Source organism: Amycolatopsis sp. NBRC 101858 (assembly GCF_030269325.1).
In the GTDB taxonomy this organism is placed as follows: Bacteria; Actinomycetota; Actinomycetes; order Mycobacteriales; family Pseudonocardiaceae; genus Amycolatopsis; species Amycolatopsis ponsaeliensis.
Window position 1 is genome coordinate 123907 of the sequence record NZ_BSTD01000004.1, and the last position, 14966, is coordinate 138872.

General features: G+C 72.8%; 16 protein-coding genes. 14 read left to right on the forward strand and 2 right to left on the reverse strand.

The window, feature by feature from the left end; all coding sequences use genetic code 11:
* The first annotated feature begins 44 nt into the window (after positions 1-44).
* From QSK39_RS29255 to QSK39_RS29265, 3 genes are read left to right on the forward strand one after another with little or no spacing between them, the layout of a single operon-like run.
* Positions 45-674 (forward strand): VOC family protein, encoded by a 630-nt coding sequence (locus tag QSK39_RS29255; protein ID WP_285481052.1) that lies wholly within the window; start codon positions 45-47, stop codon positions 672-674.
* Positions 671-919, forward strand: a complete 249-nt coding sequence (locus tag QSK39_RS29260; RefSeq protein ID WP_285481053.1) for a hypothetical protein — start codon at positions 671-673, stop codon at positions 917-919. Before QSK39_RS29255 ends, QSK39_RS29260 begins: the two co-directional genes overlap by 4 nt.
* Positions 916-2133 (forward strand): alpha/beta hydrolase, encoded by a 1218-nt coding sequence (locus QSK39_RS29265; protein ID WP_285481054.1) that lies wholly within the window; start codon positions 916-918, stop codon positions 2131-2133. The genes QSK39_RS29260 and QSK39_RS29265 overlap by 4 nt, the downstream gene beginning before the upstream one ends.
* Before the next feature lies 1 nt (position 2134).
* Here the strand turns inward: QSK39_RS29265 and QSK39_RS29270 are convergent, their stop codons facing one another.
* Positions 2135-2554 (reverse strand): winged helix-turn-helix transcriptional regulator, encoded by a 420-nt coding sequence (locus tag QSK39_RS29270; RefSeq protein ID WP_285481055.1) that lies wholly within the window; start codon positions 2552-2554, stop codon positions 2135-2137.
* An 86-nt stretch (positions 2555-2640) separates the two neighbouring features.
* Between QSK39_RS29270 and QSK39_RS29275 the strand changes: the two genes are divergently transcribed.
* Genes QSK39_RS29275 through QSK39_RS29285 form a run of 3 tightly spaced genes read left to right on the forward strand, consistent with a single transcriptional unit; the run spans position 2641 to position 5250 of the window.
* Positions 2641-3987 carry an MFS transporter gene (locus QSK39_RS29275; protein WP_285481056.1) on the forward strand — a complete coding sequence of 449 codons (1347 nt, stop codon included), beginning with the start codon at positions 2641-2643 and terminating at the stop codon, positions 3985-3987.
* The gene (locus tag QSK39_RS29280) at positions 3935-4396 is read left to right on the forward strand and encodes a hypothetical protein (RefSeq protein WP_285481057.1); all 462 of its coding nucleotides are present in this window, start codon (positions 3935-3937) and stop codon (positions 4394-4396) included. The genes QSK39_RS29275 and QSK39_RS29280 overlap by 53 nt, the downstream gene beginning before the upstream one ends.
* Positions 4393-5250 carry a hypothetical protein gene (locus tag QSK39_RS29285; protein WP_285481058.1) on the forward strand — a complete coding sequence of 286 codons (858 nt, stop codon included), beginning with the start codon at positions 4393-4395 and terminating at the stop codon, positions 5248-5250. The genes QSK39_RS29280 and QSK39_RS29285 overlap by 4 nt, the downstream gene beginning before the upstream one ends.
* A 10-nt stretch (positions 5251-5260) precedes the next feature.
* Here QSK39_RS29285 and QSK39_RS29290 read toward each other — a convergent pair whose 3' ends face one another.
* A complete protein-coding gene (locus QSK39_RS29290) occupies positions 5261-5863 on the reverse strand; it encodes an RNA polymerase sigma factor (RefSeq protein ID WP_285481059.1) in 603 nt (200 codons plus the stop codon).
* 135 nt (positions 5864-5998) lie between these two features.
* Here QSK39_RS29290 and QSK39_RS29295 point away from each other — a divergent pair, with 135 nt between their 5' ends.
* From QSK39_RS29295 to QSK39_RS29330, 8 genes are all read left to right on the forward strand, one after another.
* On the forward strand, positions 5999-8779 hold the full coding sequence (locus tag QSK39_RS29295; protein WP_285481060.1) for an AfsR/SARP family transcriptional regulator: 2781 nt from the start codon (positions 5999-6001) through the stop codon (positions 8777-8779).
* 21 nt (positions 8780-8800) lie between these two features.
* A complete protein-coding gene (locus QSK39_RS29300) occupies positions 8801-9088 on the forward strand; it encodes a hypothetical protein (RefSeq protein WP_285481061.1) in 288 nt (95 codons plus the stop codon).
* 1 nt (position 9089) lies between these two features.
* Positions 9090-10907 carry a RiPP maturation radical SAM C-methyltransferase gene (locus tag QSK39_RS29305; RefSeq protein ID WP_285481062.1) on the forward strand — a complete coding sequence of 606 codons (1818 nt, stop codon included), beginning with the start codon at positions 9090-9092 and terminating at the stop codon, positions 10905-10907.
* Between the two features lie 67 nt (positions 10908-10974).
* Positions 10975-11370 (forward strand): DUF6294 family protein, encoded by a 396-nt coding sequence (locus QSK39_RS29310; protein WP_285481063.1) that lies wholly within the window; start codon positions 10975-10977, stop codon positions 11368-11370.
* Positions 11371-11468: 98 nt separating this feature from the next.
* Positions 11469-12680: an MFS transporter gene (locus tag QSK39_RS29315; RefSeq protein WP_285481064.1), complete on the forward strand. Its 1212-nt coding sequence runs from the start codon at positions 11469-11471 to the stop codon at positions 12678-12680.
* Positions 12681-12758: 78 nt separating this feature from the next.
* Positions 12759-13253 carry a SigE family RNA polymerase sigma factor gene (locus tag QSK39_RS29320; protein WP_284741460.1) on the forward strand — a complete coding sequence of 165 codons (495 nt, stop codon included), beginning with the start codon at positions 12759-12761 and terminating at the stop codon, positions 13251-13253.
* Positions 13253-14119, forward strand: coding sequence for a hypothetical protein (locus QSK39_RS29325; protein WP_285481065.1), 867 nt, complete (start codon positions 13253-13255; stop codon positions 14117-14119). Before QSK39_RS29320 ends, QSK39_RS29325 begins: the two co-directional genes overlap by 1 nt.
* Positions 14120-14126: 7 nt before the next feature.
* Positions 14127-14963: a serine hydrolase gene (locus QSK39_RS29330; protein ID WP_285481066.1), complete on the forward strand. Its 837-nt coding sequence runs from the start codon at positions 14127-14129 to the stop codon at positions 14961-14963.
* Positions 14964-14966: the final 3 nt, after the last annotated feature.

Here is a 14966-nt window from a genome sequence, read left to right on the forward strand (position 1 = left end):
CTCCCGCGTACCGTGAACGTCACGAGACCACGCGGGAGGCAGTCATGACCGAGCTGGACCACCGGGTGCGGGGCGTCGACCACGTCGCGTTCCCCACCTTCGACCCCGCCGCCACGGTGCGCTTCTACCGGGACGTGCTGGGGTTCCCGGTCGTGCACTCCATCTGCGCGGCGGGCTGGGGCCCGGAGAACCACCCCGACTTCATCCACTTCTTCTTCGACATCGGCAACGACGACCGGATCGCGTTCTTCTACTACTTCGGCACCGAGCCGGAAGTCGGCGGCGAGCCGGGCGTCAAGGGGGATGTCTACGCGCGGTTCGGCGCCGACGTGCCCGAGTACTTCGTGCGGTCGCGGCACTTGGCCATCCACGTGAACGACGAAGCCGACCTGCTGGAGTACCGCCGCCGGCTCGACGCGAGCGACTGGCCGGTCGAAATGCAGATCCAGCACGAGACCATCGAGTCGATCTACACCCACGACCCGAACGGCTACATGTTCGAGATCACCCGCGCGATGCGTCCGGTGACGCCCCAGGAAGACCTGGACGCGAACCTCACCATCGACGCCCTGCTCGACGTCGTCGGCGAGCCCGAGCCGTCGTTCGGGAAGCTGCTGGCACGCAAGGCGGAGCTGATCGTCGAGCGCGCGGCGGACTGGGAGCCCGCGCGATGACGACGTTGTACGTCCTCGACGTCCCGGAGAACACCGCCGTGGCCAAGATCGCCGCCGAGAACCCCGCCGTCGCGGTCGGCCGGATCGGGCCGTACTTCGAGATCAGCGCGGCCGGGGCGATCGTGGTCGACCGGCGGGCGACCGGCTGCCGCCACGCCGTCTGGTACTCGTGCATCGCCGGGGTGGCCCGCGGCAGCCGGATCACCCAGCACGACAAGGACGCACTGCGCGTGGAGCCGGTGTGAGCGAGCGCCTGGGCGCCGGCCGGTACGTCGCGGCGGGGGAGCGGCCGGCCTCCACGCTGCACGAGCTGACCACCGCGGACGGCGCGACCGTGCGGGGCATCCTGTCCACTGTGCCCGGTGCGCGGACGGTCGTGTCGCTGATGCACCCGCGGCAGGACCTGACGCACCACCCGCTCGTCCCGCTGCTGCTGCGCGCCCGCGTCGCGGTGTGGACGCAGCACACCCGCTCGGTCAACAACGACCTGAACCTGGTCCACGAACAGGCGCTGCACGACGTCGCCGCCGGCCAGGTCTTCCTGCGGCAGCAGGGTTTCGAGTCCCGGGTCCTGCTGGGCCACTCCGGTGGCGGCACGCTCTTCGCGTACTACTGCGAGCAGGCGGCCCGCACCGACCGCGTCGAGACCACTCCCGGCGGACGGCCGACCCGGCTGGCCGAGGCGGAGATGCCGGTGCCCGACGGCGTCGTCTTCCTGGCGCCGCACCCCGGTCAGGGCAAGCTGCTGCTCGCCTGCATCGACCCGTCGGTCGCCGACGAGACGGACCCGCTGTCGGTGGTCCCCGAGCTCGACCCGTTCTCCTTGGCCAACGGCTTCGCCGAGCCACCCGGGAGTTCTTGCTACACCACGGAATTCCTGGACCGCTACCGCGCGGCGCAACGCGACCGCGTCGCCCGCGTCGACGCGGTGGCCCGCGCGCACCTGGCCGAGACCGCGGCCGCGCGCAAGGAGTTCAAGGCCGGCGGCCGGGCCGAAGACCGCCGTCGTTCGCTGGCGCCCCGGGTCATCACGGTGTTCCGCACCGACGCCGACCCGCGCACGGTCGACCTGACCCTGGATCCCAGCGAACGCCCGTACGGCTCGTTGTTCGGCAAGCGCCCCGACCTCATCGACTACGGCCTGGTCGGCTTCGGCCGGCTCGCGACGCCGGAAGCGTGGCTGTCGACGTGGTCCGGGCTCAGTTCGAACGCCGACTTCGTCCGGTGCGCGCCGGGCGTCACGGTCCCGACGTTGTTCGTCGAGCTGACCGGCGACCAGGCGGCGTTCCCGGCGGACTCCCGGCGCATGATCGGCGCCCTCGGCGCCGCGGACCTGACGACGGCGACCGTCCGCGGCCTCCACTTCGGCGGCCCCATCGCCGACGGTGAACCGACCGGCAACGAGCTCGCCGCCGCCGAGATCGCCGAGTGGCTGGGCAAGCGCTTTCCCCTGGCCTGACTCACTTCCGCACGACGGTCGTGCCGCTGGTCAGCGGTGATCCGTCCGGGGCGGTGGGGACGACGGGCGGGACGACAGCGCCGTGTTCGTCGACCAGGACCGAGTGCGGCTCGCCGGCCTCGAAGGCGTGCCGCTCACCCCACTGCCGCAGCGTCACGATCACGGCGAAGAGGTCCTGGCCGGCCGCGGTGAGCGCGTACTGCCGCCGCTTGCCCGACGGTGCCTCGACCTGCTCGATCACGTCGTGGGCGGCCAGCTTGCGGAGCCGGTCGGCGAGGACGTTGCGGGCGATGCCCGTGCGCTGCTGGAAGTCGGTGAACGAGCGGGCGCCGTCCATCGCGTCCCGGACGATCAGCAGGCTCCACCGATCGCCGATCAGGTCCACGGTCCGCGCGACCGGGCAGTTCGGGTCCGTCCACATCGCGTCACCTCCGATGAGTTGCGTTATGAAACCATTCTGACCTACCCTCCGAAGGGTTGCAAATCGCAACCAATCAGGGAGGCGTGGTGGAACGCGGGACGAGACTGCTGCCGGCCGTGGTGTGCGGGGTCGCGGTCGCCGGGGTCTACGCCGGGCAGCCGGTCCTCGGCCCGATGGGCGACGACCTGGGCGTGCCCCGCGACTCCGTCGGCTGGTTCGTGGCGGTGGGCCAGTTCGGCTACCTGATCGGGCTGGTGCTGCTGGTCCCGCTGGGCGACCGCCTCGACCGGCGGCGCCTGATCGCCGCGCACCTGGGCCTGGTGGCGGTGGGCCTGGCGGTCACGGCGGCCGCACCCACGGCCGGGGTGGCGTTCGGCGGCCTCGCGGTCGCGGGCCTGTTCGCGGTGGTGGTGCAGACGACGGTCGCGTACACGGCGTCGCTGTCGCCGCCGGACGAACGAGGGCGGAACATCGGTGTGGTGACGTCCGGGGTGGTGGCCGGCATCCTCGGCGCCCGGGTGGTCACGGGAGCGCTGGCGGACCTGTGGGGCTGGCGCGGCGGCTATTTCGCCCTGGCCGCGCTGGCTTCGATGCTCTGCGTGCTGTGCCTCGTCGCGCTGCCGCCCGACGTCCGGACCGGCGCCGAGCCCTACGGGCAGATCCTCCGCTCCTTCTTCGGGCTCTTCACCCGGCCGCTGTTCCTCGGCCGCGGACTGATCGCGTTCTTCCTGTTCGCCTCCTTCGGCACGCTGTGGAGCGGCCTGGCGCTCCCGCTGGCCGGCGAGCCGTGGCACCTGAGCGAGACGCAGATCGGGCTGTTCGGCATCGCCGGGCTGGCGGGTGCCGTGGGGGCGGCGCGGGCCGGGCGCTGGGGCGACGCCGGCCACGCGGGGCGCGTCACGGGTATCGCGCTGGTCCTGCTCTTCGGCTCGTGGCTCGCGATCGGCGGGCTCGGCTGGTCCCTGGTGCCGCTCGCCGCCGGCGTGGTGGTGCTCGACTTCGCGGTCCAGGTCGTGCACGTGGGCAACCAGCACGCCCTGACGACGGCGTTCCCCGAACGCACCAGCACGACGATCGGCGCGTACATGGTGTTCTACTCGCTGGGCTCGGCATCCGGCGCCGCGGCGACGACGAGGACGTTCGCCGCGGCGGGCTGGCCGGGCTCGACCGTCCTGGGCGCGGGGCTGGCTTTCGGCGCCCTGGCCGTCTGGTGCACCACGGCGGCGTATCACCGCGCTTCCTCGCGGCTCCGAACGCCGAGGAGGTACCGCGATGAACCTGTTCCGCACCAGCAGTCTCGCCCTGGTCGCCGTGCTCGCCGTCGGCTGCTCGGACCCCGCCGGTCCCCGTGCCCCGGACTCCGGCACCGCGGAGCCGTCGATGTCGGCCCCGAGCATGGAGCCCACCGGGCCGGAGACGCCGAGATCCGGTGACGACGGCGTCGCCATCTCGATCCCGCAGCTGCCGATCGGCGGCGGCGCCGACGACACGACCGCCGTGAACCAGTGCGTCACCGTCAGCTGGCTGCAGTCCGACGTCTCGCCCGGCCCGGGCGTGAAAGTCACCGCGATCCGGCTCGAGCGGCCGGGGGTCTTCCGCCTGGGCGGTGGCTGCGGTGGGACGGACGCCTGCACGGGATTCACCTTCCACGCCAACGGCGACACCTGTTCGGTCGCGGTGACAGCGCTCGGGACCGGCGGCGACACGCGGCTGACCGTCGCGGGGAAAGCCGAGTGCTCGTGCGAGGACCTCCGCAGCCGGGTGCAGCCGAACTCGATCCGCCTGACCCAGCCGGACGAGAGCGCTGAACCGCCGACGCCCGAAACCACCGCGTCCGAGTGACACCGGAGCCTGGCCGCTTCGAGCGCTTCGTCGAGGCGGGCAAGTCCGTCATCCCGCCGCTGACCCTGGTCAGCACGCTGCTGTTCTACTTCGGGTACGTCTCCGCGCGCTCGCAGTACGAGTACTTCGGCGTGGACGTCGACACGGTCGGGCTGGGGACGCAGGACTACATCATGCGCAGCCCGCAGCCCCTGCTCACGCCGCTGCTGGTGTTCGCCGCGGCGGGTGCCGGCGCGGTCGCGGTGCACGCCGCCGTCCGCCGGCGGACCCGGGCGGCGACCCGGCTGGGCCGCGCCGGCCAGGTGACGGGCCTGGCCGCGCTGTCCGCCGGGCTCCTGCTGCTGGCCGGATACTCCTTCCTGCGCGACTGGCGGCTGTACGGGCTCGTCACCCCGCTGCTGATCGCCGCCGGCAGCACGCTGGTCCGGTACGGCTCCTTCGTCCGGCGGCTCACGCGGGAGCCGCCGGACCCGACGCCGCTTCGCCGGGTTTCGACGGCCCTCGGGTACGTCGTGATCGCCGTCAGCGCGTTCTGGCTGACGGCGACCGTGGCGCAGTGGTCGGGCCGCGGGCTCGCGATGTACGAGGCGAGCCGCCTGGACAAGCTGCCCAGCGTCATCCTCGACACCAAGGAAAGCCTGTTCCTCCGCAGCCCCGGCGTCCAGGAGACCAAGCTGCCGGCCTCGGACGGACAGACCTTCCACTACCGCTACCGGAACCTGCGCCTGCTGATCCACGGCAAGGACCGGATGTTCCTGGTGGCCGACCGGTGGTCGGCGGGCAGCGCGACGGTCGTCGTCCCGCTCGACGGCTCGGTGCGCGTGCAGTTCCAGTTCCAGAACCAGCGCCCGTGAACCCGGCGTATCAAGCAGCCCCTCGCTCGCTCCGGAGAGCATGACCACCCGAGTCGCCCGCATCGCCGGCGAGCAGCGCCGCGATCGCCGGCATGCGCCGCACCCGGGCCAGGCAGCGCGCCCGCGACGGCCCGATCGAGCCGACCGGGATGCCGAGCGTCGCGCTGATCTCCCGGTAGGACTTGGGCGGGTCGCAGAACAGCAGCGCGAGCAGCTCGCGGTCGCGCACCGGCAGCCGGGCGCAGGCGCGGCGGGCGGCGGCGCGGCGTTCGGCCCCGATCAGCCCGGCGTCGAACGCGGGCTCGGTCAGCTCGCCGAGCAGCGGGTCGTCGGTCGGGACCTGCCGGTTCTGGTGACGCAGCAGCCGCAGGCACTCGTGCCGGGTGGTGGTGCGCAGCCAGCCGGGCAGCGCCTCCGGTTCGCGGATGTGCGTCAGGTTCGCGACCAGCCGCAGCCACACCGCGCCGCTGACGTCCTGGGCGTCGGCATTGCCGAGCCGGTACTGCGCGCACACAGACAGGACCAGCGAAGAATATCGTTCGACGATATCGCGCCAGGCCCATTCGGCACCTCGAGCGGCATTTTCCAGCAATGGCACCGGCGACTCGTGCATGGCCCCTCCTCGGACTGGGATGTTCCCGGGAACACGATTTCGCCACGCCCTGCTCGCCGACCTTGCAGAGACCTTGCGGGGCGAGCAGCATCGACGTGGCCGGTCGTGGCGCGTCGAACGCGGGGAGTCCGCCGCATGGAGTTCCTGCTGTTCGGGGAGGTACAGCTACGCGTCGCGGGAAAGCCGCTGGACGTCGGGACGCCGCGGCAGCAGGCCGTCCTGGCCGCGCTCGTGGTCGACGCCGGGCGCCCGGTCCCGATGGAGACGCTCATCGACCGCGTCTGGGGTGACGATCCACCGGGTGAAGCGCGCAATGTGGTGTATTCCCACCTGAGCCGAATTCGGCAGGTGCTCGCCGAGGTCACCGAGCTGACCGGCACAAAGACCGGCATAACCCGGCGCCCGGCGGGATACGTGCTGGAAATCGATTCCGATGTGGTTGACCTGAATAGGTTCGCACGTTTGGTCGAGCGCGGAAATGACGCCGGTGAAACCGATCAGGAGCGGGCCGCGGCGTTGCGCGAGGCGCTGCTCTGCTGGCGGGGTGCGCCGCTGGCCGGCGTGCCGGGGGACTGGGCCGACGGGGTTCGCGCGGCCTGGCACCGGCGCCGGCTCGACGCGGCCGTGCACTGGGGCGAGCTCGAACTGCGGCTCGGCCGGGCCGACGCCGTGCTCGCCGCGATGTCCGACCTCGCCGCGGAGTACCCGCTCGTCGAGCCCCTCGAAGTCTTGCTCATGCGGGCCCTGCACAGTGCCGGGCGCGACGCCGAAGCCGTCGAACGCTACGCCGTCGTGCGGCACCGGCTCGCCGACGCGCTCGGCACCGACCCGGGCCCCGAGCTGCGCGCGCTGCACGAGGCGATCCTGCGGGGCGAGCTGCCGGTGGCGGCTCCGGCGGCGTCGCCACCACCGTCGTCGCCGGCCCAGCTGCCGCCGGACACCCCGGGGTTCGCGGGCCGCGAGAACGCGTTGCGGCGGCTCGGCGAGGTGACCGGCGGGCCGTCGCCGGCCGCGCGGGTCGTCGTCCTCTCCGGGACCGCCGGGGTCGGCAAGACGACGCTGGCCGTCCACTGGGCACACTCGGCCGCCCGCGGTTTCCCCGGCGGGCAGCTGTACGTCAACCTGCGCGGGTTCGACCCGACCGGGTCGCCGATGACGCCGGCCGCGGCGGTGCGCGGGTTCCTCGAAGCGCTCGAAGTGCCGGGCGAACGGATCCCGACCACCTTGGACGCGCAGGTCGGCCTGTACCGGACGCTGCTGGCGAACCGGCGGGTCCTGGTCGTGCTGGACAACGCCCGCGACGCCGGGCAGGTGCGGCCGCTGCTGCCCGGCGCGCGGGCGTGCGTGGTCGTCGTGACCAGCCGCGACCAGCTCGCCGGCCTGGTCACCGAGGGCGCGCACCCGCTCGTCGTCGACCTCCTCGACGACGCCGAGGCGCACGCGGTGCTGCGCCGCCGGATCGGCACCGCCCGGATCGCGGCCGACCCCGCCGCGGCCGAGGAGATCATCGGGCTGTGCGCGCGCCTCCCGCTGGCACTGGCCGTGGTGGCGGCCCGCGCGGCGACGTACCCGGCGTTCAGCCTGGCGGCGCTGGCCGGGCAGCTGCGGGACGCGCGCGGCGGCCTCGACGAGTTCGCCGGCGCCGACCCCGCGACCGACCCCCGCGCGGTGTTCTCCTGGTCGTACCTGCTGCTGGACCCCGCGGCCGCCCGCCTGTTCCGGCTCCTGGGGCTGCACCTGGGGCCGGACATCGGCACCCGCGCGGCGGCGAGCCTCGCGGGCCTGCCCGCCGCGAAGGTGCGGCCGCTGCTGTCCGAGCTCGCGAACGCGCACCTGGTCGCCGAGCACGCCCCCGGCCGCTACACGATGCACGACCTCCTGCGCGCGTACGCCGACGAGCTGGTGCACGAGACGGACTCTCCCGCCGACCGGGAAACCGCGGCGCACCGCATGCTCGGCCACTACAGCCACACGGCCTACCACGCCGACGGGTTCCTCGATCCCCGTCTCGAGGTCCCGCCCGCGCTGACCCCGTTGCCACCGGGGGCGGAGGCCGAACGGATAGTCGACCGCGGTCGGGCGCTGGCGTGGTTCGAGACCGAGCACCGGGTGCTCCTCCAGGCGGTCGCCACCGGGGCCGAGTTCGACGCGCGGGTGTGGGAGCTGGCGTGGGCGATCCAGCGGTTCCTCGCCATGCGTGGCCACTGGCACGACGAGAGCGCCGCGCTCACGGCGGCACTGGCCGCCGCACGCCGCCTCGGCGACCAGCGCAAGCAGGCGTTCGCCCACCTGCACCCGGGCGGCACCCAGGTCCGCTTCGGCAGGCACACCGAAGCCGGCGACGACCTCAGGGCCGCGTTGAGCTTGTACAGCGCGAGCGACGATGTCGTGGGCCAGGCCTACGCGCACCGCCAGTTCGCCTGGCTGCTCGACCGGCAAGGGGCGGTGGCCGACGCGCTCACGCACGCCGAGCAGGCCCTGGAGCTGTTCCGCACGGCGGGCCACCTGGCCGGCCAGGCGACGGCCCTCAACGCGGTCGGCTGGTTCCACACCCTGCTCGGCAAGCACGAGTCGGCCATCGAGTACTGCCGGCAGGCCCTCGACCTGCAAACGCAGCTCGGGGACTTCATGGGGGCGACGCAGAGCTGGCACAGCATCGGCCACGCCCACCAGCAGCTCGGCGACCACGACCGGGCGATCGCCTGCTACGAGAAGGCGCTGGAACTCGTGCACCGCAACGGGAACCTGGTGATCGAGGCCCGGATGCTCATCGACCTCGCGAACCTCCGCCGCGACCTCGGCGACCTCGAAGCCGCCCGGGCCGGGTGGCAGCGAGCCCACGACATCCTCGCCCGCCTCGCGCACCCGGAGGCCGACGAAGTGCGGACGAGACTGGCGAAAGTACACAAAGGATAGTCGCCCAACGGGAGGAATGCGATGACCGAAGAATCAATGGAATTCGTCGAACTTTGGCAAAAGGTCAAGGCGCTGACAGCGAGCCTGTCGAGTGCGGAGCGGGATCTGGTGCGCGCCAGCCTCCTGGTCGCCTGGATTCTCACCACGAAGGTGAGCGAACTCGAGAAGGGGTTCCAGGGCTCGTTCACGCCGGACCAAGCGGCGGTACTCACGCAGTATGCGTCCGGGAGCGCACCGGTCCACGTGGTACCCCACCTCACCAGTGGCTCCATCCAGTCGGTCATCGAGAATTCCATCCGGTCGAACTGACATGACCGCGCCGCCGGTGGTGCTCGTTTCCATGCCGTTCCTCGAAGCCGATCGGCCGTCCATCCAGCTCGGGCTGCTGAAGGCCATCGCGCAGCAGCACGGCTTTCCCGTGCGCACCCTGCACGCCAACCTCGACTTCGCGGTCCGGATCGGGCTCGACCACTACCGGCGGCTCGCCGACCACCGGGGCCGGCAGATCGGGGACTGGCTGTTCTCCGTCGAGGCCTTCGGCGACGCCGCGCCGGACCCCGACGGGAAGCTGCTCGACGAGATCGGTGCCGAACTGTCCTACCTGGACGGTCCGGACCGGCTGCTCGCGATCCGGCGGCAGGACGTTCCCGCCTACCTCGACGCCGTCGCCGAGGAGCTGGCGGGTGTCCCGGTCGTCTGCTTCAGCTCGACGTTCCAGCAGAACACGGCGTCCTTCGCGCTCGCCCGGCGGCTCAAGGAGCGCGATCCGGACGTCGTCACCGTGTTCGGCGGGGCCAACTTCGAGGGGGAGATGGGCCGGGAACTGGTCCGGTCCGTCGAGTGCATCGACTTCGCCGTGCTCGGCGAGGGTGACGTCGCCTTCCCCCGCCTGCTCGAAGCGCTCGCGAACGGCGCGGATCCGGGCGCGATCGCCGGCGTTGCCCGGCGGGGTGGCGACGACGTCGTCGCCACCCCGGCCGAGCCGCCGCACGAGCGGCTCGACGAACTGCCCGTGCCGGACTACGGCGAGTACTTCGAGCGCGCGACGCGGCTCGGGCTGCCGACCGAGCACGTCGCGCTCCCGTTCGAGTCGGCCCGGGGGTGCTGGTGGGGTGCCAAGCACCACTGCACGTTCTGCGGGCTCAACGGCACCACCATGCGCTTCCGCGCCAAGTCGCCGTCGCGGGTGCTCGGCGAGCTGGACGAGCAGGCGCGCCGCCACCGCACCTTCCGGTTCGACGCCGTCGACAACATCCTCGAACCGGGCTACCTCAAGGACCTGCTGCCGGCGCTCACCGACGCGCGCCGGGACTACCGGATCTTCTACGAGGTCAAGGCGAACCTGACCCGCGCCCAGCTGAAGCTCCTCGCCGCGGCCGGCGTCACGCAGCTGCAGCCGGGCCTGGAGTCGCTGAGCTCCGCCGTGCTCCGGCTGATGGACAAGGGCGTCCGCGCCGCCCAGAACGTCAACCTCCTGCGCTGGGCCCGGTACTACGGCATCGGCGTCGCCTGGAACATCCTGTGGGGGTTCCCGGGCGAGCCCGCCGAGGAGTACGCCGCCCAGGCGGCGGCCGTCCCGCACCTGGTCCACCTCCAGCCGCCGGCCGGCGCGAACCGGCTGTGGCTGGAGCGGTTCAGCCCGCTGTTCACCCAGCCCGCGCGGTTCCCCCTGCGGACGCGCGAGCCCGAGGCGAGCTACCGCCACGTCTACCCGTCCACTGTGGACATCGACCGGGTCGCCTACTTCTTCGACTACGACCCGGAAGACGAGTTGCCGCCCGAGGTCTACGCACCCCTGAAGGACGCGGTGTCGGCGTGGTCCGCCGCCTGGGAGGCGAAGCAGCCGCCGGTGCTGGTCTACCGCTGCGCCCCCGGTTTCCTGCAGATCTACGACGGCCGGCACTCCGAGACCCACGGCACCTACACCTTCCACGACACCCTCGCGGACATCTACCTGGCCTGTGTGGACCGGCCGCGCACCGCCGCTGCCGTGCACCGCGAACTCGGCCTGACCGTGCCGGTTTCGGCCGTGGAAAAGGCTTTCCGGGGTTTCGGGGACCGCGGGCTGATGTTCCTCGACGACACTCTGGCCCTGTCGCTGGCGCTGCCCGCGACACCCGGCCGCTGACGCGTATCAGGACCGCCGCCGGAGTCTCCGTCCATCGCCAGGACGAGTTCGACGAAAGGCGCGTGACATGGACCCGTCGGTCATCGTGGCGACGGCGAACGCCGCGGCGGAGCGGCTCGCCGGCCGGACGCCGCGGGCGTTCACCTGGGGGCCGCTCGAGAGGGGGACCTGCACGATGTTCGCGGGCGCCCGGTGGACGCTCTTCCCCGGCGGGACCGCCACCTTCGACGGCACCGTGGCCGGCGAACCGGGCCGCACCTGGGTGATCTGGCACGTCGACCTGCTCGACGCGCACGGGACCGTCCTGGGTTCGCTGGCCACCGAGCACCCGGTCGAGGGCGACTGGCGCAGGTTCGTGACCACGCCGGGCGGCGCGCGGCACCACCGGTTCCGCGCCCGGGCGAACTTCGACGCCGGCCTGTGGGACGACCTCGCCGCCCTGCGGATGCACTGGAGCTGCTGACCGGAATGCCCGGGTGAGCGGCGAGCCCGAGCGACGAAGATCACTTCGCGCCGGTCCCGTGCCGGGCCGGCCACTTCCGTCCCGCATGATGCACGGACATGGTCGAAGAGTTCCGCTTGCGTTCGGTCGCCGCGGCGGCGTACGGGCCGGCCGCCCTGTTCGGGGTGTCGGAGGGTGCCGTGCTGCCGGTCATCGCGCTGAGTGCGATCGACCGCGGGGCGAGCACCTCGACGGCCGCGCTGATCGCCGCGTTGCTCGGGATCGGGTCGCTGGCCGCGAACATCCCGGCCGGCGTGCTCGCGACGCGGTTCGGTGAGCGCCGGTCGATGCTGGTGGCGGCGGCCGTCATGGTCGCGGGCCTGCTGATCTGCCTGGTGGACCTGGGGCACGGACCGTGGTCGCTCGTGCTCTACGGCTGCGGGGTCACCCTGATCGGCGTGGCGAGCGCGGTCTACGGCCTGGCCCGCCAGACGTACCTGACCGAGATCGTCCCGGAGCACATGCGGGCCCGGGCGCTGTCGACGCTGGGCGGCAGCATGCGGATCGGCGTGTTCCTCGGGCCGTTCGCCGGTGCCGCCGCGATGCGGTTCGCCGGGCTGCCCGGCGCGTACTACGTGAGCCTGGTGGCGATCTTCGCGGTGGGTGCCCTGGTGCTGCGGGTACCCGACCTGGAGGTCACCGCGGACGACCGGGCGGCCGCGTCGGCGGTCACGACGCGGGGCATGCTCAGGCAGCAGTGGCGGGTGTACGCGACCTTGGGCGTCGGAATCCTGCTGTTGTCGGCGATCCGCCAGACCCGGCAGACGGTGGTGCCGCTGTGGGCGGCGCACATCGGCCTGTCGCCGACGACGAGTTCGATCATCTACGGCGTCGCCGGAGCGGTCGACGCGCTGACGTTCTACCCGGCCGGGAAGGTGATGGACCGCTACGGCCGGCGCTGGGTGGCCGTGCCGGCGACGCTCGTGCTGGGCGTGTCGTTCCTGGTGATGCCGCTCGCCGGCGGTGCGACGCTGCTGACGGTGGCGGCCATGGTGATGGGCTTCGGCAACGGCATCGGCTCGGGCATCGTGATGACACTCGGCGCCGACGTGTCCCCGAAGGTGGGGCGGCCGACGCACATCGGGATCTGGAACGAGCTCGCGGACATCGGCACCGGGGTGGGGCCGCTGGTCCTGGCGGCGGTGACCGCACTGGCCGGCCTCGGCGCGGGGATCGTGGCGAGCGGCCTGATCGGGTTCGCGGCGGCCGGGGCGCTGTGGCGGTGGATCCCGAGACCACGCCGTGCCGGCGCGGACTGCCCGGCGGGCTGACGCCGCCCGCTCACGGCCTTCCGGACAAAGTCCGGCGCAACTGCAACAAGCCGCCCGGGCGGCGGCATCTTTAGGGGTGTGCAGTTCGAAGAGTTCTCCCGTGAGCAACTGCCGGGCCTGGTGCGGTTCGCCGCCGTGCTGACCGGTGACCGTGAGCTGGCCCAGGACGTCGTGCAGGACGCGCTGGTGCGTGCGCACCAGGGCTGGCGGCGGATCGCGGTGGTGGACCGGCCCGACCTGTACATGCGGAAGATGGTCGTCAACGGCTACCTCGGCTGGCGCCGCCGCTGGTACCAGCGATCCGTGCGCCCCACCGCCGACGTCACCCGGTTCCGCGAGCCGGTCGCGCCCGATCCGGCGTGGCGGATCACCGACGCCGACCAGCTCGCCGGCCCGCTCGCCCGGCTGAGCCGCGCCCAGCGAGCGTCGATCGTGCTGCGGTTCTACGAAGACCGCGACGACGCCGACATCGCCGCGGTGCTCGGCTGCGCGCCCGGGACGGTGCGCAGCCACATCTCGCGCGGCCTGAGCGCACTGCGGGTCGAGCTCAACGAAGGCAAGGAGAGTGTGTGATGACCGACCTCGACGAACTGCGCCGCGCCCTGCGCGCCCAGGAGTCCCTGGCGCCCGACCCCGACGAGGTGCTCGCCGCCGCGACCCGCCGGATCCGGCGCCGCCGCACGACGAGCGTCGCCGCGGTGACGCTCACCGTGGCGGCCCTCGCCGCGGGGGCCATCGCCGTCCTGAACCGCGGTACCGAGGTGGTGCCACCGGCCACCCTGGCGAGCCCCGCGTCCGCCGCGCCGTCGGCCACCGTGCCCCCGGCCGCGCCGGCGATCAGCCTCGAGGACCGCTCCTGGGACTTGATGATGTGGTCCACCCGGCCGGGCTTCGCCGCCCTGCACTACGCGCAGGGCCACCAGTACGCGTTCGAGATCGACGTCCACGACGGCGCCGCGCCCCGCAGCGCACTGCCCGCGAAGCCCACGGCCGCCGGTCAGCTCGCGAACCCGAAGTCGGTCATGTGGCAGGACGGGCCGGGCCGATGGATCTGGGCGCGGACCACGAAGCCGGTGCCGGCCGCGGAAATGCTCGCCCTGCTCGCGAAGATCGGGACCACGCCGCCGGTGGTCGCGTCGCCGCTCAAGTCGGTGCAGGTCCCCGGCGGGCAGGAGGTCGGCGCGTTCACCAGCGAGCCGGAGACCAACACCCTGGTGCTCTGCCCCGGCGCTGTGCTGGGGAAGACCCCGCTCGACAGCCGGTGCTTCTCGCTGACCGTTTCGCTGACGAGCCACTTCGCGGACAGCCCGTTCCCGGAGGACCCGCTGCCGGTGCACCAGCACCGCAGGCTCGGCGCCTACACCATCGAAATCGACAGCTCACCCGCCAACGAACGGGCGGCGTTGACGGTGCTGAACTCCGTCCAGCTCGACCGATGAGCCGGCGATGCGTACCTGCGTGGTCGTCGTCCTGGCCGGCGCCATCCTCGGGGCACTCGCCGTGGTGGTCTGCACCCGGCCCGTGAAGGTGACCGCGGCAGCGGCGCAGCCGGTTTCGTACGTGCAACCGAGCGCCGCTCCGCAGTCGCTGGGTGCGCGGCCGGCCGAAGTGGCGGTCGACGTCCGGGGCGAGTGGTCCTGGGCGTTGCGCGAGCTCGACACCGGTGCCGTGGTCGGCGGCGGAAGTCTGCGCAACTCGGCCGAATCCATGATCAAGATCTGGCTCGCGGTGGACTACCTCGCCGCCCGCGGGTCGCGGATTCCGGCCGACGACGAGGCCCGGGTGACCCGGATGATCCAGGCCGGCGACGACCGCGCCGCCCAGACGCTGTACCTCCGGCTCGGCGAGGACGCGTCGATCACGCGGATGATCCGGACCTGCGGGCTGCGGGACACGCTGGTCCACCCGCACTGGTGGTCCAGGACGACGATGTCCGCGGCCGACGCGAGCCTGCTCGGCCAGTGCGTGGCTCGCGGCCCGGGCTTGAGCCCGCAGTGGCGGAGCAAGCTGCTCGACCTCATGCGGTCGGTCGCGCCCGCCGGCGCCTTCGGCATCCCGGAGGCCCCGGCGCTGGCGGGCCGCCACCCGGCGGTCGAGAACGGCTGGACCCGCCACGGGAGCCGGTGGACGGTGAACTGCCTGGCGATCTGGGACCACTGGGTGCTCGCGGTGCTGGTGCACTACCCGGACCGCGGCGACGGGCACCGGTACGGGGCCGGAGTGTGCAAGACCGTGGCCCAGCAGCTGTTCGGCCGGGTCGACGCCGGGTTCGCGCCGAGGTGAGGA